The organism is Alistipes intestinihominis (assembly GCF_040095975.1).
Taxonomy (GTDB): domain Bacteria; phylum Bacteroidota; class Bacteroidia; order Bacteroidales; family Rikenellaceae; genus Alistipes; species Alistipes senegalensis.
In genome coordinates, this window is the sequence record NZ_JBBMFL010000015.1 from 21,645 (window position 1) to 36,456 (window position 14,812).

Annotated in this window: 15 protein-coding genes; 13 read left to right on the top strand and 2 right to left on the bottom strand. The window is 41.9% G+C overall.

Translation table 11 applies throughout. The annotated features are described in order from the left end of the window. Nucleotides 1–28 precede the first annotated feature (28 nt). The 13 genes from WMO46_RS11885 (at nucleotide 29) to WMO46_RS11945 (ending at nucleotide 11,733) form a co-directional block, all read left to right on the top strand. On the top strand, nucleotides 29–190 hold the full coding sequence (locus tag WMO46_RS11885; RefSeq protein ID WP_004293528.1) for a hypothetical protein: 162 nt from the start codon (nucleotides 29–31) through the stop codon (nucleotides 188–190). Further along, entirely contained in the window at nucleotides 187–1,392 is a 1,206-nt protein-coding gene (gene wecC / locus WMO46_RS11890) for a UDP-N-acetyl-D-mannosamine dehydrogenase (protein WP_004293527.1), read from the top strand. The genes WMO46_RS11885 and wecC overlap by 4 nt, the downstream gene beginning before the upstream one ends. A 96-nt stretch (nucleotides 1,393–1,488) precedes the next feature. After that, entirely contained in the window at nucleotides 1,489–2,745 is a 1,257-nt protein-coding gene (locus WMO46_RS11895; RefSeq protein ID WP_004303994.1) for an oligosaccharide flippase family protein, read from the top strand. Nucleotides 2,746–2,818: 73 nt separating this feature from the next. Then, the gene (locus tag WMO46_RS11900) at nucleotides 2,819–3,970 is read left to right on the top strand and encodes an EpsG family protein (protein ID WP_227043624.1); all 1,152 of its coding nucleotides are present in this window, start codon (nucleotides 2,819–2,821) and stop codon (nucleotides 3,968–3,970) included. A gap of 122 nt (nucleotides 3,971–4,092) precedes the next feature. Then, nucleotides 4,093–5,175 (top strand): glycosyltransferase family 4 protein, encoded by a 1,083-nt coding sequence (locus tag WMO46_RS11905; protein WP_004293524.1) that lies wholly within the window; start codon nucleotides 4,093–4,095, stop codon nucleotides 5,173–5,175. Then, complete coding sequence (locus WMO46_RS11910) at nucleotides 5,172–5,600, top strand: acyltransferase (RefSeq protein WP_004303995.1); 429 nt, start codon at nucleotides 5,172–5,174, stop codon at nucleotides 5,598–5,600. Before WMO46_RS11905 ends, WMO46_RS11910 begins: the two co-directional genes overlap by 4 nt. Before the next feature lie 11 nt (nucleotides 5,601–5,611). Continuing rightward, on the top strand, nucleotides 5,612–6,100 hold the full coding sequence (locus WMO46_RS11915) for a serine O-acetyltransferase (RefSeq protein WP_004293522.1): 489 nt from the start codon (nucleotides 5,612–5,614) through the stop codon (nucleotides 6,098–6,100). A gap of 9 nt (nucleotides 6,101–6,109) precedes the next feature. Beyond that, nucleotides 6,110–7,303, top strand: coding sequence for a glycoside hydrolase family 88 protein (locus WMO46_RS11920; protein ID WP_004293521.1), 1,194 nt, complete (start codon nucleotides 6,110–6,112; stop codon nucleotides 7,301–7,303). Between the two features lie 14 nt (nucleotides 7,304–7,317). Continuing rightward, nucleotides 7,318–8,016, top strand: a complete 699-nt coding sequence (locus WMO46_RS11925; RefSeq protein ID WP_004293520.1) for a WecB/TagA/CpsF family glycosyltransferase — start codon at nucleotides 7,318–7,320, stop codon at nucleotides 8,014–8,016. Between the two features lie 4 nt (nucleotides 8,017–8,020). Continuing rightward, a complete protein-coding gene (wecB, locus tag WMO46_RS11930) occupies nucleotides 8,021–9,181 on the top strand; it encodes a non-hydrolyzing UDP-N-acetylglucosamine 2-epimerase (RefSeq protein WP_004293519.1) in 1,161 nt (386 codons plus the stop codon). A 36-nt stretch (nucleotides 9,182–9,217) separates the two neighbouring features. Next, nucleotides 9,218–9,583: a hypothetical protein gene (locus WMO46_RS11935; RefSeq protein WP_004293518.1), complete on the top strand. Its 366-nt coding sequence runs from the start codon at nucleotides 9,218–9,220 to the stop codon at nucleotides 9,581–9,583. Nucleotides 9,584–9,913: 330 nt separating this feature from the next. Next, nucleotides 9,914–11,038 carry an AAA family ATPase gene (locus tag WMO46_RS11940; RefSeq protein WP_004293517.1) on the top strand — a complete coding sequence of 375 codons (1,125 nt, stop codon included), beginning with the start codon at nucleotides 9,914–9,916 and terminating at the stop codon, nucleotides 11,036–11,038. Further along, a complete protein-coding gene (locus WMO46_RS11945) occupies nucleotides 11,035–11,733 on the top strand; it encodes a DUF4276 family protein (RefSeq protein ID WP_004293516.1) in 699 nt (232 codons plus the stop codon). The genes WMO46_RS11940 and WMO46_RS11945 overlap by 4 nt, the downstream gene beginning before the upstream one ends. Before the next feature lie 453 nt (nucleotides 11,734–12,186). On the opposite strand, the gene WMO46_RS11950 is transcribed toward WMO46_RS11945, so the two are convergent. Next, a complete protein-coding gene (locus WMO46_RS11950; RefSeq protein WP_004293514.1) occupies nucleotides 12,187–13,206 on the bottom strand; it encodes a hypothetical protein in 1,020 nt (339 codons plus the stop codon). Nucleotides 13,207–13,221: 15 nt separating this feature from the next. Further along, nucleotides 13,222–14,811, bottom strand: coding sequence for a phage terminase large subunit (locus WMO46_RS11955; protein ID WP_004303996.1), 1,590 nt, complete (start codon nucleotides 14,809–14,811; stop codon nucleotides 13,222–13,224). Between the last annotated feature and the right edge of the window lies 1 nt (nucleotide 14,812).

Consider the following 14,812-nt stretch of genomic DNA (forward strand, 5'->3'; position numbering starts at 1 on the left):
ACAAAAATTCCTATTAATAAACAACAAGATGACAAGCGGAGAAAAGGCTCTTTATCATTCCATTATAGAGCAGTTAAAAGATAAGGAACTTTCCGATAGCCAAAAAGACAATTTTGTGAAAAAGCTGGATGAACTGTTCAAAAGTATGAATGACCAATCAAAAGAATTTCAATTAAACTCAATTTTATGAAAGCATGTTTTATGGGCTTGGGCTATATCGGATTGCCTACAGCCATTATCGCAGCAAAGCACGGAGTACAGGTAACGGGTGTTGACATCAACCCCAAAGTTGTAGAGCTGACCAATCAAGGTAAGCTCCACATCATTGAACCGGGGATGGAAGAAATGCTGCAAGAAGTTGTGAAAAACGGGACATTGCACGCAAGCACGAAGCCGGAGACAAGTGACGCTTACTTTATGGTTGTTCCCACCCCGTTCAAAGGTAATCATGAGCCTGATATTTCGTATGTAGAGGCGGCAACTCGTGCTGTACTTCCTTTTCTCAAGGAAGGTGACTTATATGTAATTGAAAGCACATCACCCGTTGGTACGACTGATAAAATGCGTGACTTAATTTTCGCTGAGCGTCCTGAATTGGAAGGTAAAATTTATATCGCCTATTGCCCCGAGCGTGTACTTCCGGGCAATGTGATTTATGAGTTGGTACATAACGACCGTGTCATTGGCGGTATGAACGAAGAAAGTACAACAAAAGCAATCGAGTTCTACTCGCAGTTCGTACAGGGGACGCTGCATCGGACTAATTGCAAGACCGCTGAAATGTGCAAACTGACTGAGAACAGCAGTCGTGACGTGCAGATAGCTTTTGCCAATGAACTTTCATTGATTTGCGACAAGGCAGGGATTAATGTTTGGGAACTTATCAGGCTTGCCAACAAACATCCGCGCGTAAATATCCTGCAACCTGGCTGTGGAGTCGGAGGTCATTGTATTGCTATCGATCCATATTTCATTACAGCGGATTTTCCGGTTGAAAGTCGCATAATTTCTACAGCACGCGAAATCAACAATTATAAATCGTTCTATTGTGCTGAAAAAGTAAAGAACGCCATGTTTGAATTTGAACTGAAAAATCACTGTAAGCCTGTGGTAGCAATGATGGGGTTGGCATTCAAACCGGACATTGACGATTTGCGTGAATCTCCAGCAAAATATATCACAACTAAAGTAATGCAAGGATGTAATAATGCCAACATTTTAGTGGTAGAGCCAAATGTGAAAGAACATAACGTGTTCAAGTTGACAGACTATAAAGAGGCTTATGACAAAGCCGATATTGTTGTGTTCCTTACAGCCCATACACCTTTCAAAGAACTACCGTGGAAAGATGATAAAGTGATACTTGATTTCTGTGGAATATTTAAGCAATAGAGGTAGACAATCATTAAGTTTACCAAGACTTACCCTCCCAATAAACGTACACATATACTGATTGCAGATTTACAGAAAATCTATTGCTTTAAGAAGATGACATTAAGCCAAGTTTTCAAATCAAGATTGTTGTCAAATATTTGGAATCAGTTTCTCCTTTATGGTTTCAGTAGCATTATACCAATTCTACTAATTCCATATTTGTTGAACGTTATAGGAGTAGAAAAATACGGTCTTGTAAATTTTGCCATTATATTTAGCTTTTACTTTCAGATATTCAATGAGTTCGGTTTCGATTTATCTAATGTCAGGCATGTCGTCAATAATAGAGACAATCAAGAAAAATTGGGAAGGATAGTTTCTTCTATTCTGCAATGTAAGTTTTTTCTCATACTCTGTTCTCTATTTGTTTATATTTTAGTTGTAGGGTTGATTCCTTCACTAAGGAATGAACTCACGCTTTATATATTAGCCTTTATTCGTTTGATAGGGGTTGTCATTGCTCCCTATTGGCTTTTCCGTTCAATGGAGGACATTAAATATATAACACGTATCAGCGTGCCAATAAAGCTATTATGTATATTGCCTATTTTTTTAATCGTTAAGTCTACTGATGATTATGCATTGGTGATGTTGTGCTATGCTCTTGAAACATTTGTTTCAGGTATTGTCGCTTTATTCATTGCCCAAAAAAGATACGGGATCAAACTTCAAATAGTCTCGGCACAAGAAGTGAAATTTTATCTTAAGGATAGTATTCCGTTTTTCTCATCAACTTTTTTGATGAGAGCCTATAAAACAATGAATACCTTAGTGCTTGGCTTTATTCTTGGAGATTTTGCAGTCGGATTATATACAGCTGCGGAAAAACTTCATAATGCGTATTCATCATTTGTTTCTCCGCTTTTATCTCAGATATTTTACCCATATTTCACAAGGATAAAAAATATGGGTAGAGCGACTAAGATGGTATTGCTTTTATGTATTGCCAATACAATCGCTTTAGCTTGTATATATTTCTTATCACCGTATCTTATACCGATTTTTATTAAGACTGAAACAGCAAGTATAACCACGTATTTCAACCTATTCTTGCTTTTATTGGCGATTAGTGTGCCAGCTGACATGTTCGGTTTCCCTTATTTGGGCGTACTTGGAAAAATCAATGAGGTAAATATGACAACCATTTATTCTGCAATCATATACATCATTGTTGTCCTTGTCTTGATTCTTACTCACAGTATTAGCATAGGAAGTGTTATTTGGGCTTTGATTATAGCGAACGTGGGATGTTTGGTTTTGCGCCTATATTTAGCCAATAAAGTAAGAGTTGGTAATGTTGATAAACAATAGGATATACAATATAGATACTAATTCTCGACATTGGGCTATTTCTTTAGCCTTAATTGTAATCTTGTCTGTAATAATGACATTTATTCCTTTTGTAGGACTGTGTTTGTCATTAATGTTTTTCAGACAAAGGTTTGCCCCCATTCTATTTATTATCTTTTCTTTCTATTTTGGTTGGTTTTATGAGCCACAAATGGATTTGTTGGTTCATTATGAGCATTTTCATCGTATTGCCGACAAATCATTGGTTGAGCAATGGATGGACTCTGGAACATCAAAATATGGCAAAGAAATATATCCTGTATTATTTAAATATTTCATTGGTTTAATTGCTGATAACCGGAATTTTTTCTCTGCTTGTGCGTGTGTGGTATATACTTCTCTATTTATATTTGGAGTCGTAAAACCACTCCAGCCATTATATATGCAGAAAATGTCAATTCCTGCATGGCTACTCTTCCTGGGAGTGATTTTTACTGTAGAATACTATTGGTTTCTCGGTTTTCGCTTTTGGAGCGGAGCATTTGTTTTTACTGGCTTCTATTTGAGATACCTTAATTCAGGAGCCGTTAAGTACCTTTGGTTATCTGCGTTATGTATTTGTTTTCACTATTCACTACTCGCCTTATGTGTCGCGGCTGTATTAAACCTACTCTTGCGATATAGGTTTAAAGTGTACTATTTAATTCTTATCGTATCATTCATCGTTCGCTTTGCGAAAATCGCGTTTGTCACTAATATCGCACAATTTGGCATATTTGAAAACTACGTCAAAGAGAGCGTTAGGAATCAAAATATCATACAGTCTGTTGGAAAGTATGCAGAGGAAATACGCGAGTATGGTAATCAGTTCTATTTGCTTCGTGAAACAATTGCCGTTTTCGGTGTCTTGGCTGTGATCTATATACTATATAAAAAAATAGGGAAAGAATTTTGGGAGCAGAATGTCAAATTCTGGGGGTTCTGTATTCTCCTATTGTCTTTTGCCAATTTCGGATATGTCAGTTTGACTTTTTATGATAGATTCTTCAAACTTGCCGTGCTATTCTTATATGTTTTTACATATATGTGGGTTATGGATATTCAATCCAAATTGAGTTTTAAGTCCCAGCTACTAATAACTATGGTTACAATTATACCGGTATTGTATTTCATTGTTACACCATTAGTTGAACAGAGGCACATGTTGTTCCAACTAAACTTATGGTTTAGTAATCTATGTTCATGATGAAAAATTTTGTAATCTGAATTTCTCATCGTGCTGATGTATGGTCTATGGATAGCTACCAATACGAACAACCAAAAAGGCATAACATCAGAAAACGAAAATAGATTAACCGTTGATGTTCAATGTTCTTAATTATTTTAATCATATCAATTGAAACACTAACAATGAGGGTATTAATAACTGTTCCCACTAAATCCGGATATGGAGGAGTAACTAATTATTATTTAGGGATTAAAGAGTATTGGAAAGAAAATATTGAATATTTTTATTTCGGTCGTAAGCCTTGGCGTAATATATTTTATCCATTTTTAATTATCCGTTTTATAATCCGATTGATTTGCTTTAAACCTGATATAGTACTACTTAACCCATCGCTTGGAGATAAAGCCTTAAAACGAGATTTTATATATTTAAACATTTGCCGATTTTTCAGAAAGAAAACATCCGTATTTATTCATGGTTTCAATTTCGAGTATGCTAAAAATGCAGATTGGAAATGGATAAGTGCCAATTTGAATAAGGCCTTGTGTATTTTTGTGTTATCCCAAGATTTCAAGAATGAATTGATAAGGAGGGGGATAAAATCTGATATACATCTAACTTCGACAAAAGTACCCGATTATTTTATTTCAGGTTTTGACCTTTCGATGAGACAAGGAAAAGCCGAAAACATTATGTATAGCGGGCGAATAGAAAAGGCCAAGGGTGTATATGAAACAGTCGATACATTTTCAATACTTAAGTCACAATACAAGGATCTGACATTGACCTTTGTCGGTGATGGCTCAGAACTTCCTATGTTGAAACAATATGTTGAGAATAAGAAAATAAAGGATGTCCGTTTTACTGGAGAGTTACGTGGGGAAGATTTTAAAAAGGAATACATTAACGCCGATATGTATTTGTTTCTAAGTTATACGGAAGGTATGCCAACTGTGGTTTTGGAAGCAATGATTTTCGGACTCCCTATTTTTACCAGAAAAGTGGGTGGCCTAATAGATTTCTTTGAAAATGGAAAGATGGGATATATATCAAGTTCGTTAGATCCGGCAGTTTTTGCAGAAGCAATGAAACCATATATCGAGAATCCTGCTAAAATGAGGAGTGTATCAATATATAATTCCGAATATGCGAAAACCCATTTTGTTGCATCCGTTGTTGTCCGAAAATTTGAAAATACACTAAAGAAATATATTGAGCTATGAATATTCTGAGAATCAAGAAGCTAATATTTTTACACCTCCAACATCTACCCATGAAATCAAGGGCATGGAGACCATTAGTTTGCAAATGGGGTGGAGTGCAGATAATCAGCCCCAAAAGAACGTTTATCGGTGAGGGCGTCATATTTGACACAAATTATCCACAAGATATTTTTATCGAAGAAGGTGTTCGTTTGACATCGGGGGTGAAAATAGTAACACATTTCATGAATCCTAATACTGGAAGTTACGACAGGGGGAAGGTTCATATCTGCAAAGGCGCCTATCTCGGAATGAATACTTTGGTGGTAAAACCTGTAACAATTGGAGAGCGAGCTATAATTGGAGCAGGTTCTGTTGTGACCAAAGATATACCAGCCAATGAAGTTTGGGCAGGAAATCCCGCAAAATTTATAAGAAAACGGTAGGATTAATTCATATGGACATTATATCATTCTATAGGGTAGAACGTTGGCTATTTGAACGCCATATTCCGGTTTTGCCCAAAATCGTACAACTATTGATTTTTCTCATTTTCAATTCAAAAATAACCGCTGATTCAAAAATAGGAAAAGGGTCATACTGTGTGTGCAAAGGGATTAGCACTGTCTTAATACCGGGAACAGAAATCGGAGAAAATTGCGTATTAGGATTGCGATTTTCTACTGTACGGCAGTTTCCATATAAAGAAGTTCCTTGTCTAAAGAATAATGTTTGGGTGGGACCTAATGTTATTATTGCTGGCCCTGTTGTAATAGAAGATGATGTGGTAATCGCTGGAAATTCATTTGTCAACCGAAGTGTTCCCAAAGGTGCTATTGTAGCAGGATGTCCGGCAAAGATTATTGGCTGGAGAAAGAATCTTGATTATGCGATTGAGACAAACCCAAAGTATAAAGATGGCCGTATGCCATTCTTGACAAAATGAATAACACCAATGAATGATATTGCAGATGCTTTTTATAAGCTAAAAATTTATTGTGAGACTGAACATTTCAAGGGTTGGGATCCGTATGATGGTCTCAACTCTAAAATTTTTCAGGCAATTCCGCTGCTGAAAAAGTCTGTATTGTGCAGATTGATGGTCATACAAGGTTTCAAGCGTTGCCCTTTCAATATGAGACGGATGGCTTTCGTTCCGAAAGAGTATAACGCAAAAGGTATCGGGCTGTTCTTGTCCGGATATTGCAATCTGTATAAAGTTGTGGAAAATCATCCGCAATTATCCGAAAAAATGGGAACGTTGGAGATGATAAAGGCTCGGATTGAAGAATTGGCAGAGTTGCTTATATCCTTACAATCTAAAGGCTACAGCGGTGCTTGCTGGGGGTATAACTTCGATTGGCAGGCACGCCGTCTGTTTCTTTTTCCCAAATTCACGCCCACAGTAGTTGCTACAAATTTCTGTGCCACGGCACTGATGCAGGCATATGAAATAACTAGGAACAAACACTATTTGGAGATTGCATTAAGTGCAGCGGATTTTGTAATAAAAGATTTGCATCGCACGCCGTATAATGGTGGCTTTCTCTTTTCTTATAGTCCGTTAGAGGGTAATGACACTGTGTTCAATGCTTCGCTGCTCGGTTCTCGATTGTTGAGTTATTGTTTTTATTATACACAACAGGAGGAATACAAAAGACTAGCGGAGCTATCCATTAAAGCCTGTTGTTCCGGGCAACGGGAAGACGGGGCTTGGGTATATGGAATGCTCCCCGTACAGAATTGGGTAGACAGCTTTCATACAGGATATAATTTAGATGCGCTGATCGCTTATCAAGAGTTGACAGAGGATCATGCTTTCAATGGTTACATCGAAAAAGGTTTCGACTACTATGTCAATCATTTTTTCGAAGCGGACGGAACTCCTAAATATTATGATAACCGAATGTATCCTATTGACATCCATTGTCCAGGGCAGCTATTGATAACATTGACCCGCCTACATAAGATGAAAAAATATGAGGAACTTGCCAAAAAAGTATTGCAATGGACAATCCGAAATATGCAAGATAAAAAGGGGTATTTCTACTACCAATTAAAACCTGGCATCAGTTCTAAAATCTCGTATATGCGATGGAGTAATGCATTTATGTTTAATGCAATGTCGCATTATTTACTCGCAATATAAAATTTCCAACATAAATGAATAAAGTTTCTTTAAACGGAGTCGAAATATATCCGTTCGATTCCGAACAGTCTTTGTTGTCTTTTGTAAACGATAATAAGGGCATATTAGTAGCCATAAATGCTGAGAAAATTTTACATGCTACAGATCAGACACGAGGAATTATCAATCGGAACATAGGGTATTGCGATGGAGCCGGCGCACAAATGGCTCTCAAACAAAAAGGTTTTGAAAATGCGTGTAAAATTCCCGGTTGTGAGTTGTGGCTCAAAATTGTAGCTCAATTTTATAGAGAAAAGACTTTTTATTTGATAGGTGGTAAACCTCAAATCATAGAAGAAACTGTGTCTAAACTGCGTAAAGAATATGCAGGGATTCACATTATCGGTTATCGGGATGGATATATCAAGGCAAACGAGGAACGGGAAAGACTTATAAAAGACATAACCGAAAAAAGACCTGATGTGGTATTTGTGGCTATGGGGTCTCCTAAACAGGAATTACTGATGGAAGAAATACAGCATAGACACAAAGCCATCTTTCAAGGATTAGGCGGCAGCTTCGATGTATATACTGGCCATGTGGAAAGGGCTCCTAAATGGTGGGTGAACCACAATCTTGAATTTGCCTATCGGTTGCTCAAAGAACCGAAAAGAATAAAACGGCAAATTCACTTGATAAAGTATGCCTGGTGGCTGATAACTAAAAAATTATAGAACAATGAAGAAGGTAATGCTGGTCTTCGGGACTCGTCCGGAGGCCATTAAGATGGCTCCGTTGGTGAAGGAGTTCCAAAAAAAATCAGCAGACTTTGAAACAATCGTCTGCGTGACGGGGCAGCATCGTGAAATGCTCGATCAGGTGTTGCAGATATTCGATATCAAGCCGAATTATGACTTGAACATCATGAAGCAGGGGCAAGATCTGTATGATGTAACCGCCCGTGTGCTGACCGGGATGCGTGATGTGTTGAACAAGGCGAAACCTGATGTGGTATTGGTGCACGGTGACACAACCACTTCTACTGCCGCCGCACTCGCAGCTTTCTATCAGCAGATCCCTGTAGGTCATGTAGAAGCGGGCCTGCGTACCCACAACATATACAGCCCTTGGCCGGAGGAGATGAACAGACAAATAACAGGGCGCATTGCCACCTATCACTTTTCTCCGACCGCTTTAAGCAAGAAAAATCTGTTGACGGAAGGTGTGCAGGAGGACAAGATAACCGTAACAGGGAATACGGTCATCGATGCCCTTCATATCGTTGTTGATAAAATAAAGACTGACGGAGCTCTACAACAAGAACTTGCCGGGGTGCTGGAAAAAGCGGGTTACGATACCTCACGGCTTGCTGATGGCAAGAAACTCGTTTTGATAACCGGACACCGACGTGAAAATTTCGGAGACGGATTCATCAGCATGTGCACAGCCATTAAGGATCTGACGGCAAAATATCCATATGTGGACTTTGTCTATCCGATGCACTTGAACCCCAATGTCCGCAAACCTATCCATGAAGTATTCGGGGAGAATTTGAATAGTTTGGGAAATATGTTCTTTATCGAACCATTGGAATATCTGAGTTTCGTGTTCCTGATGGAAAAAGTGACCCTTGTCCTTACCGACAGCGGTGGTATTCAGGAAGAGGCTCCGGGGTTAGGCAAACCGGTACTGGTGATGCGTGACACCACCGAACGTCCGGAGGCGTTGGATGCAGGAACGGTAAAATTGGTAGGAACCGATTATAACAAAATTGTCTCCGAGGTATCGATTTTATTGGATGATGCATCTGCTTATGAGCAAATGAGTAAAGCCATTAATCCTTACGGTGACGGAAAAGCGTGTATGCGTATAACGCAAACACTTAATGTTCGGTTGTAACTTTTGTATTTTCTTGACACATTCACCAGAAGAAATATGTTAGTACCGAAGGTGAATGTCGTATTGCAGGCGGACAAAGACATCGGCAGCATAACAGAGGCAGACATTTGGCTCAATTGTATGGACGGCAACGGTAACTTCTTGTCTGTGGCTGCGGAAGACCATACCGGCGACGGACATTACATTGCCACCTTGCCGTTAGACTACAGCCCGGTAGAGCCTTTCATCCAAGTTCACTTGAATGAAATGGTCTATGATTACCTGTCCATTCCGAATTTCAAAGCGGGACAGGAATGTCAAATCTCGCTTATACTCGGTACGGACGGGCTTCGCACACCGGGAATAGGAGCTGAAATCGACGACTGGGAAGTTGTGGAAGGAGATGTCACATTCGTAAAATGACAAAATATAATAAATGACGCCTGCTGGTTTTGTTATCATTGGCAGGCGTTTCACTTTTTATCCCTCATTCAGGAATCCCGGCATTTACCGAGTGTTCCGCTTGTTCTGCACGTCTTTTTCCCATTTCGATGTGAAGGATTTACCACAAAGGGCTTGGAGAAGAAGAAACACATAGCAGAACTGAAAATCCGACCTAGCTAAAAAGAAAAACAGATTTCTTATTTATGCCTTCAGACTCCGGACAAATTAACTCTATAGTTTTTTGAGCATTCCTTCGTTCGTATTGGGATTTATGGTTATTTTTGTAATTCAATCAATAATATGACGATAATGGCAAAGACATACCAAAGGACTAAATTACAAGAAGTCACGATCAGAGGATATAAATCCATAGCCTATGACAGACCTGTGACCTTGAAGCTGGGTGATGTCAGCATCTTGTTGGGTGCCAACGGTGCAGGCAAGAGCAATATCATCAGTTTTTTCCGGATGCTGAGCTACATGATGAGCAAGTCATTCGGGAGATATGTGGAAATATCGGGCACGTCTCATGCCTTGCTGCATTACGGCATTAAACGGACACCGGTCATGTCCGGAGAACTGAAGTTTGCCGACAGCAATTCCATGGATGTTTATGGCTTTTCATTGGCCAATGCCACTCCCGACAGGCTGATTATCACGGAAGAGCGGATTACATGGCATCGCAAGGGGGAGAAAAAGCCCTATGAGATAGCACTGGAACCGAATTTCAAGGAGTCCGCTCTCGCAGAGTGTGAGGATCCGGTTGCCAAAACTATTTTCCAGATGCTTTCTTACTGCAAGGTATATCAGTTTCACGATTCATCGACAGAGGGGCCGCTACGTCAGGCTTGTCCCGTCGAGACGGCCAATTACCTCCAGTCGCACGGAAACAATCTGCCTTCTTTCCTGCTGTTCCTGCGGGAGAACTACAAGGATGCCTACAACCGGATTGTTGACTATGTCCGTGACGTAGTTCCCCAGTTCCAGGACTTCTATCTGGAGCCCGTGGGTGGTATCATTTCTCTCCGGTGGATAGATAATTCTGCCACGGACTATCGTTTCAATGCCTACCAGTTCTCCGACGGATCTATCCGTTTCATTGCCCTGGCCGCCTTGCTTCTGCAGCCTGCCCAGACAATGCCCAACGTCATCATTTTGGATGAACCGGAACTTGGCTTGCATCCCTATGCCATCAGCCAGCTGGCAGAAATGATTAAGGATGCGTCCATACACGCACAGGTCATTATTGCCACGCAGAGCAAGGATTTGGTCGATCATTTCGACATCGGCGATATCTCTGTGGTGGAAATGAACAAGGAAACGCAGGCAACCTCTGTCACTCACCTTGACGCCAAAGAATATCATCTTTGGCTTCAGAACTATACGGTGAGCGAACTTTGGGACAAAAACATCATAGGAGGACGTCCCGTATGAAAGCGAAGATTATTCATGTCCTTTGTGAGGGACAGACGGAACAGGGATTTGTGGAGGAAGTGTTGCGTCCCTACCTGCAAGCGCAAGGTGTGGCAGGTGTAAAAAGCATCCTGATTACCACTAACAAGAAAAAGAATGCCCGTGGTGGAATGCTGAGCTATGCTCAGGCGGTGACAGACCTAGAACTGTTGCGGAAAATGAAGATGGACGGCGAATACGAACGTCATGTTTTCACAACGATGTTCGACCTCTACGCATTGCCGGATGATTTTCCCGGTTATGAAGCAGCCAAAGCAATCGGTGAGCCTTACGCCCGTGTCGCAGCATTGGAAACGGCGTTTGCTGAAGCAATCAACGATAGTCGTTTCATTCCCTATATTCAGCTGCATGAATTTGAAGCTCTGCTCTTTTGCGGTATTGACTATCTGGCAAAGCGTTACCCCGGTTGTGAGAAACGCTGCGAACAGCTGAAAAAAGACCTGGAGAAAACCAGCAACCCCGAGCTGATAAACAATAGTCCGGAAACGGCTCCGAGCAAACGTATTATCAAGGCGATAGAAGGAGACAAAAAACAGCATTACAACTACAATAAGCCGGCTACCGGCAAAGATGTTACCAAAAGTGTCGGCATGGATGAACTTCGTGCCCGGTGCAGTCACTTCAATGAATGGATAGAAAAGTTGATAGACTGCTGATTCTGTAATCAGATAATATCAAGGTTCTGACAGACAGGTTCGAGTGTTTATCTCAAAAATGGAAGAGATGGGGATTATACAGAAAGAGGGTGTAGGAAGAAATACTCGCTATATAAAGACTGCGAGTTTCCCATCTTTTAATTGAGAAGACAATTTTTGCTCTGTCCAAAAAACAAGTTTTTGGTCAAAAAACAGCACAAATAACTGATTATCAATTATTCTTTCAATGCCCGAAAATCTGTTTTTTTGTACGAAAGAGTTCTTTCACTTTTCTATCCCTCATTCCGGAATTCCGGCATTTACCAGATATTACTAATTAAAAAATTTAGATAAGTAACGAGATGCTAGATTTGATTAGTTGCTCGTAAGGTATAAGGCATCGACATTCTTCTGTTATTTAGTCAGTTGAAAAAATGTAACAATTATTTCTCTGATACCTAATACTTTTTCTATTTACACCATCCACGGATTCTTATACGGATCATAATCCGTCTGGAAAGTAGCCAGTTGCCAGTCGGTGACAGGTTTCTTCGAGTCATCGACTTTGCGGGGAATCTGCGGATTAAGCCGTAGTTTGGCGGCATCATTGAGCCATTTCATGCTATCCTCGTAATCGCGCATGCGGACAACACTGACATTATTCGGAGCAATGAGTTTCGTGAGTTCGTAGATGGCCAGCCGGACCATGTGCTTCTTGAGATTGTAGTTGCGGGGGTCATGCAACGAGAGGTTCTGCCCGACTTGCGGTGTGTCCGCGTTCACATCCGTTTCCGGGTAAAATACCCGTCCGTCATAAACGACATATTCGTGTTCCGACAACTCATAGGCATTGTATGATGAATCGTAATCGGCTATGGCTCCCCAGCAGTCGGAAACCATCGGGTCAAGATTGTAATCGAAACCTTCAAGCGTCATCAAAGTATAGAATGCTCCTTCATACTCGACGACTGCCCACAGAGGATACTCGACAGGCTGCCATAACGAGGCTTCCGCCTCGATCCAACCGCCGACCAACGGGATACGGACATCATCGAACTTGTACCCGTTTTCATTAAGACAAGTATAAACAATGCCGTTATAATTCACTTTATCTCCCGGATAATAGGTGTTGAACTGGGAATAATTTACAACTTGTCCCGCATCGACACGGATATCAGAACTCTCTTCCCAATAGACAACCGTTGCCGGCTTGCGATAGCCGCTGACGGAGCGTATCACCTCATGGATTTGTCCCTCGAAATAGACATGCACACCCACGGGATAGGTAATCCGACGGTCGTATTCGGCGATATATTTTCCTTTTGCAAGTTCCTTTTCAATCTCGTAGTTCTCCGACAAATATTCCACGATACTCATCTCCGTCGATTCTTCCGCCTGGATGAATCGTGCATCATTGCCCCGCGTGAGTTGTGCCAGGGCTTCCGGAGTAATTATCCCAAGATAGTCGTCATTATTGAGAAACCGTCTGTACATATCCTTGTTCCGTTATTAGTATGAAAATCCTTCCTGAATTACCGATGTGGATACCACATACCCGTTCCCGTCGCCTCCGCTCTTGAACTTGTACCAGCTGTCACGCAGGTAGTAACAGAGCAGGTAGTCAAGGCAGTCGGACAAGTGCCCGTACCGTTCATATTTGACACCGGTTTTCGGGTCGGTGGTCTTCTGTTTGCTCTTGGTACCGTCCTCGTTACGAAGCTGGTAAATCAGATCCTGGGTAAGTTTGCGACATTTGATATCGATTTGTATCTCCCAGCCTTCATAGCCCCCGAATACCTCGTTGACGAACTCGCACCGTGTAGCCTGCGGAGGCTGCTTGCGTAATAGCTTTACCTTCGGTCGCAGGATTCCTCTGCCGAAAGTGTCCGTGATGATGGTATAGTTGTTGATGCCGTCCTCGTTGGTGGTGGAGCGTTGTAACCCGGAAGGGTCACCGGTCACATCCACTCCGCCGATATGCTTGTCCCGGTAAAGTTTTAAGCGTACTTTCCGTGCCAACGCAGGTGTGTTGTTCTCCTTTTCCTCCGGCTTGCCGAGTATCTCTTCCAGTATATAGACCTTCCTGTTTTCATAGTCTATTTGTGCGGAGAGCACCGACATTTGGGGGGCAACATTGAAGTCCCACACCGTGATGAGCGGCTTGGTCGGATCGTATGCTTTTTCTTTCAGTCCGGTAACGAGATGCCGGGAGCCGTCGAAACTGTTATAAATCGCCATATCGTTGGCTTCCACGAAATCCCAGTTGCCATAGAGCAGGCGTTCCTTTGTCGCCTGATCCCGGATCTTGTTCAGGGCCGCCTCGTACACCTGACGGAAAGCGATATTCGGGTTGTCAAACACGGAAAAAGGTATATACGCTTCACCCTCGCGGCAGATGACCTTGTCTCCGTTTTCGTCCTGCACGAAGCGGGAACGCACCCAGTTAATCGTCGGATTGGTGGTGAGCAGCATTCTCGGAGTCTTGAATGTCTCATGGGTTCTCCAGCGGAGACGGGAGAACAGCACTTCGACGGCCCGTTCCGAGATTTCCGACACCTCGTCCACCATGGCGATGGTGTATTCCGAAGAGCCGAAACGCTCGAAGTTGGGGTCGCTGGGGATATCCGCCATCTCCTTCATGATGATGACCGAGTCATTCCAGAATGTGAGCGTGCCTTCGAGGTTGTTTATCTTGTAGTTTGTATCCTCTTTCAGTCCCCAATCCTTCAGAATCGACTTGATGGTATTCCATGTCGATTCCTTCAACGACTTGAGTGTCTTACGGGCCACCACCGCACGGATATTCTCGAACCGGATACATGAAGACACCAGCCAAACGCTGCCGATATACGATTTTCCGCCGCCGGCCGCTCCGCCTCCCAGTATCAGCTGCGGCAGGTTCTGCGACTTGCAATGCCTGCATTGGGGCCTGTACTGAGGGTTGCCTTGCTGGTCATAGCCGATAAGGATTTGCTCGATCTCCCCGCCACAATGGGGACAATAGTTCGGTTGCAACAGTTTCCAGAGTTCATACTGCCGTGGGGACGGTTTGAACTCGATGCGCAGGTTTCTGGGTGGTTTGAGCCTGTTGACCGCCATT

Bases quoted from the DNA above. Each gene is read 5' to 3' on its own strand.
- WMO46_RS11920 (WP_004293521.1), top strand. From the start codon at position 6,110: ATGAATGATATTGCAGATGCTTTTTATAAGCTAAAAATTTATTGTGAG.
- WMO46_RS11950 (WP_004293514.1), bottom strand. From the start codon at position 13,206: ATGTACAGACGGTTTCTCAATAATGACGACTATCTTGGGATAATTACT.
- WMO46_RS11885 (WP_004293528.1), top strand. From the start codon at position 29: ATGACAAGCGGAGAAAAGGCTCTTTATCATTCCATTATAGAGCAGTTA.
- WMO46_RS11925 (WP_004293520.1), top strand. From the start codon at position 7,318: ATGAATAAAGTTTCTTTAAACGGAGTCGAAATATATCCGTTCGATTCC.
- WMO46_RS11915 (WP_004293522.1), top strand. From the start codon at position 5,612: ATGGACATTATATCATTCTATAGGGTAGAACGTTGGCTATTTGAACGC.
- WMO46_RS11895 (WP_004303994.1), top strand. From the start codon at position 1,489: ATGACATTAAGCCAAGTTTTCAAATCAAGATTGTTGTCAAATATTTGG.
- WMO46_RS11900 (WP_227043624.1), top strand. From the start codon at position 2,819: ATGACATTTATTCCTTTTGTAGGACTGTGTTTGTCATTAATGTTTTTC.
- wecC (WP_004293527.1), top strand. From the start codon at position 187: ATGAAAGCATGTTTTATGGGCTTGGGCTATATCGGATTGCCTACAGCC.
- WMO46_RS11935 (WP_004293518.1), top strand. From the start codon at position 9,218: ATGTTAGTACCGAAGGTGAATGTCGTATTGCAGGCGGACAAAGACATC.
- wecB (WP_004293519.1), top strand. From the start codon at position 8,021: ATGAAGAAGGTAATGCTGGTCTTCGGGACTCGTCCGGAGGCCATTAAG.
- WMO46_RS11945 (WP_004293516.1), top strand. From the start codon at position 11,035: ATGAAAGCGAAGATTATTCATGTCCTTTGTGAGGGACAGACGGAACAG.
- WMO46_RS11955 (WP_004303996.1), bottom strand. From the start codon at position 14,811: ATGGCGGTCAACAGGCTCAAACCACCCAGAAACCTGCGCATCGAGTTC.
- WMO46_RS11940 (WP_004293517.1), top strand. From the start codon at position 9,914: ATGGCAAAGACATACCAAAGGACTAAATTACAAGAAGTCACGATCAGA.
- WMO46_RS11910 (WP_004303995.1), top strand. From the start codon at position 5,172: ATGAATATTCTGAGAATCAAGAAGCTAATATTTTTACACCTCCAACAT.
- WMO46_RS11905 (WP_004293524.1), top strand. From the start codon at position 4,093: ATGTTCTTAATTATTTTAATCATATCAATTGAAACACTAACAATGAGG.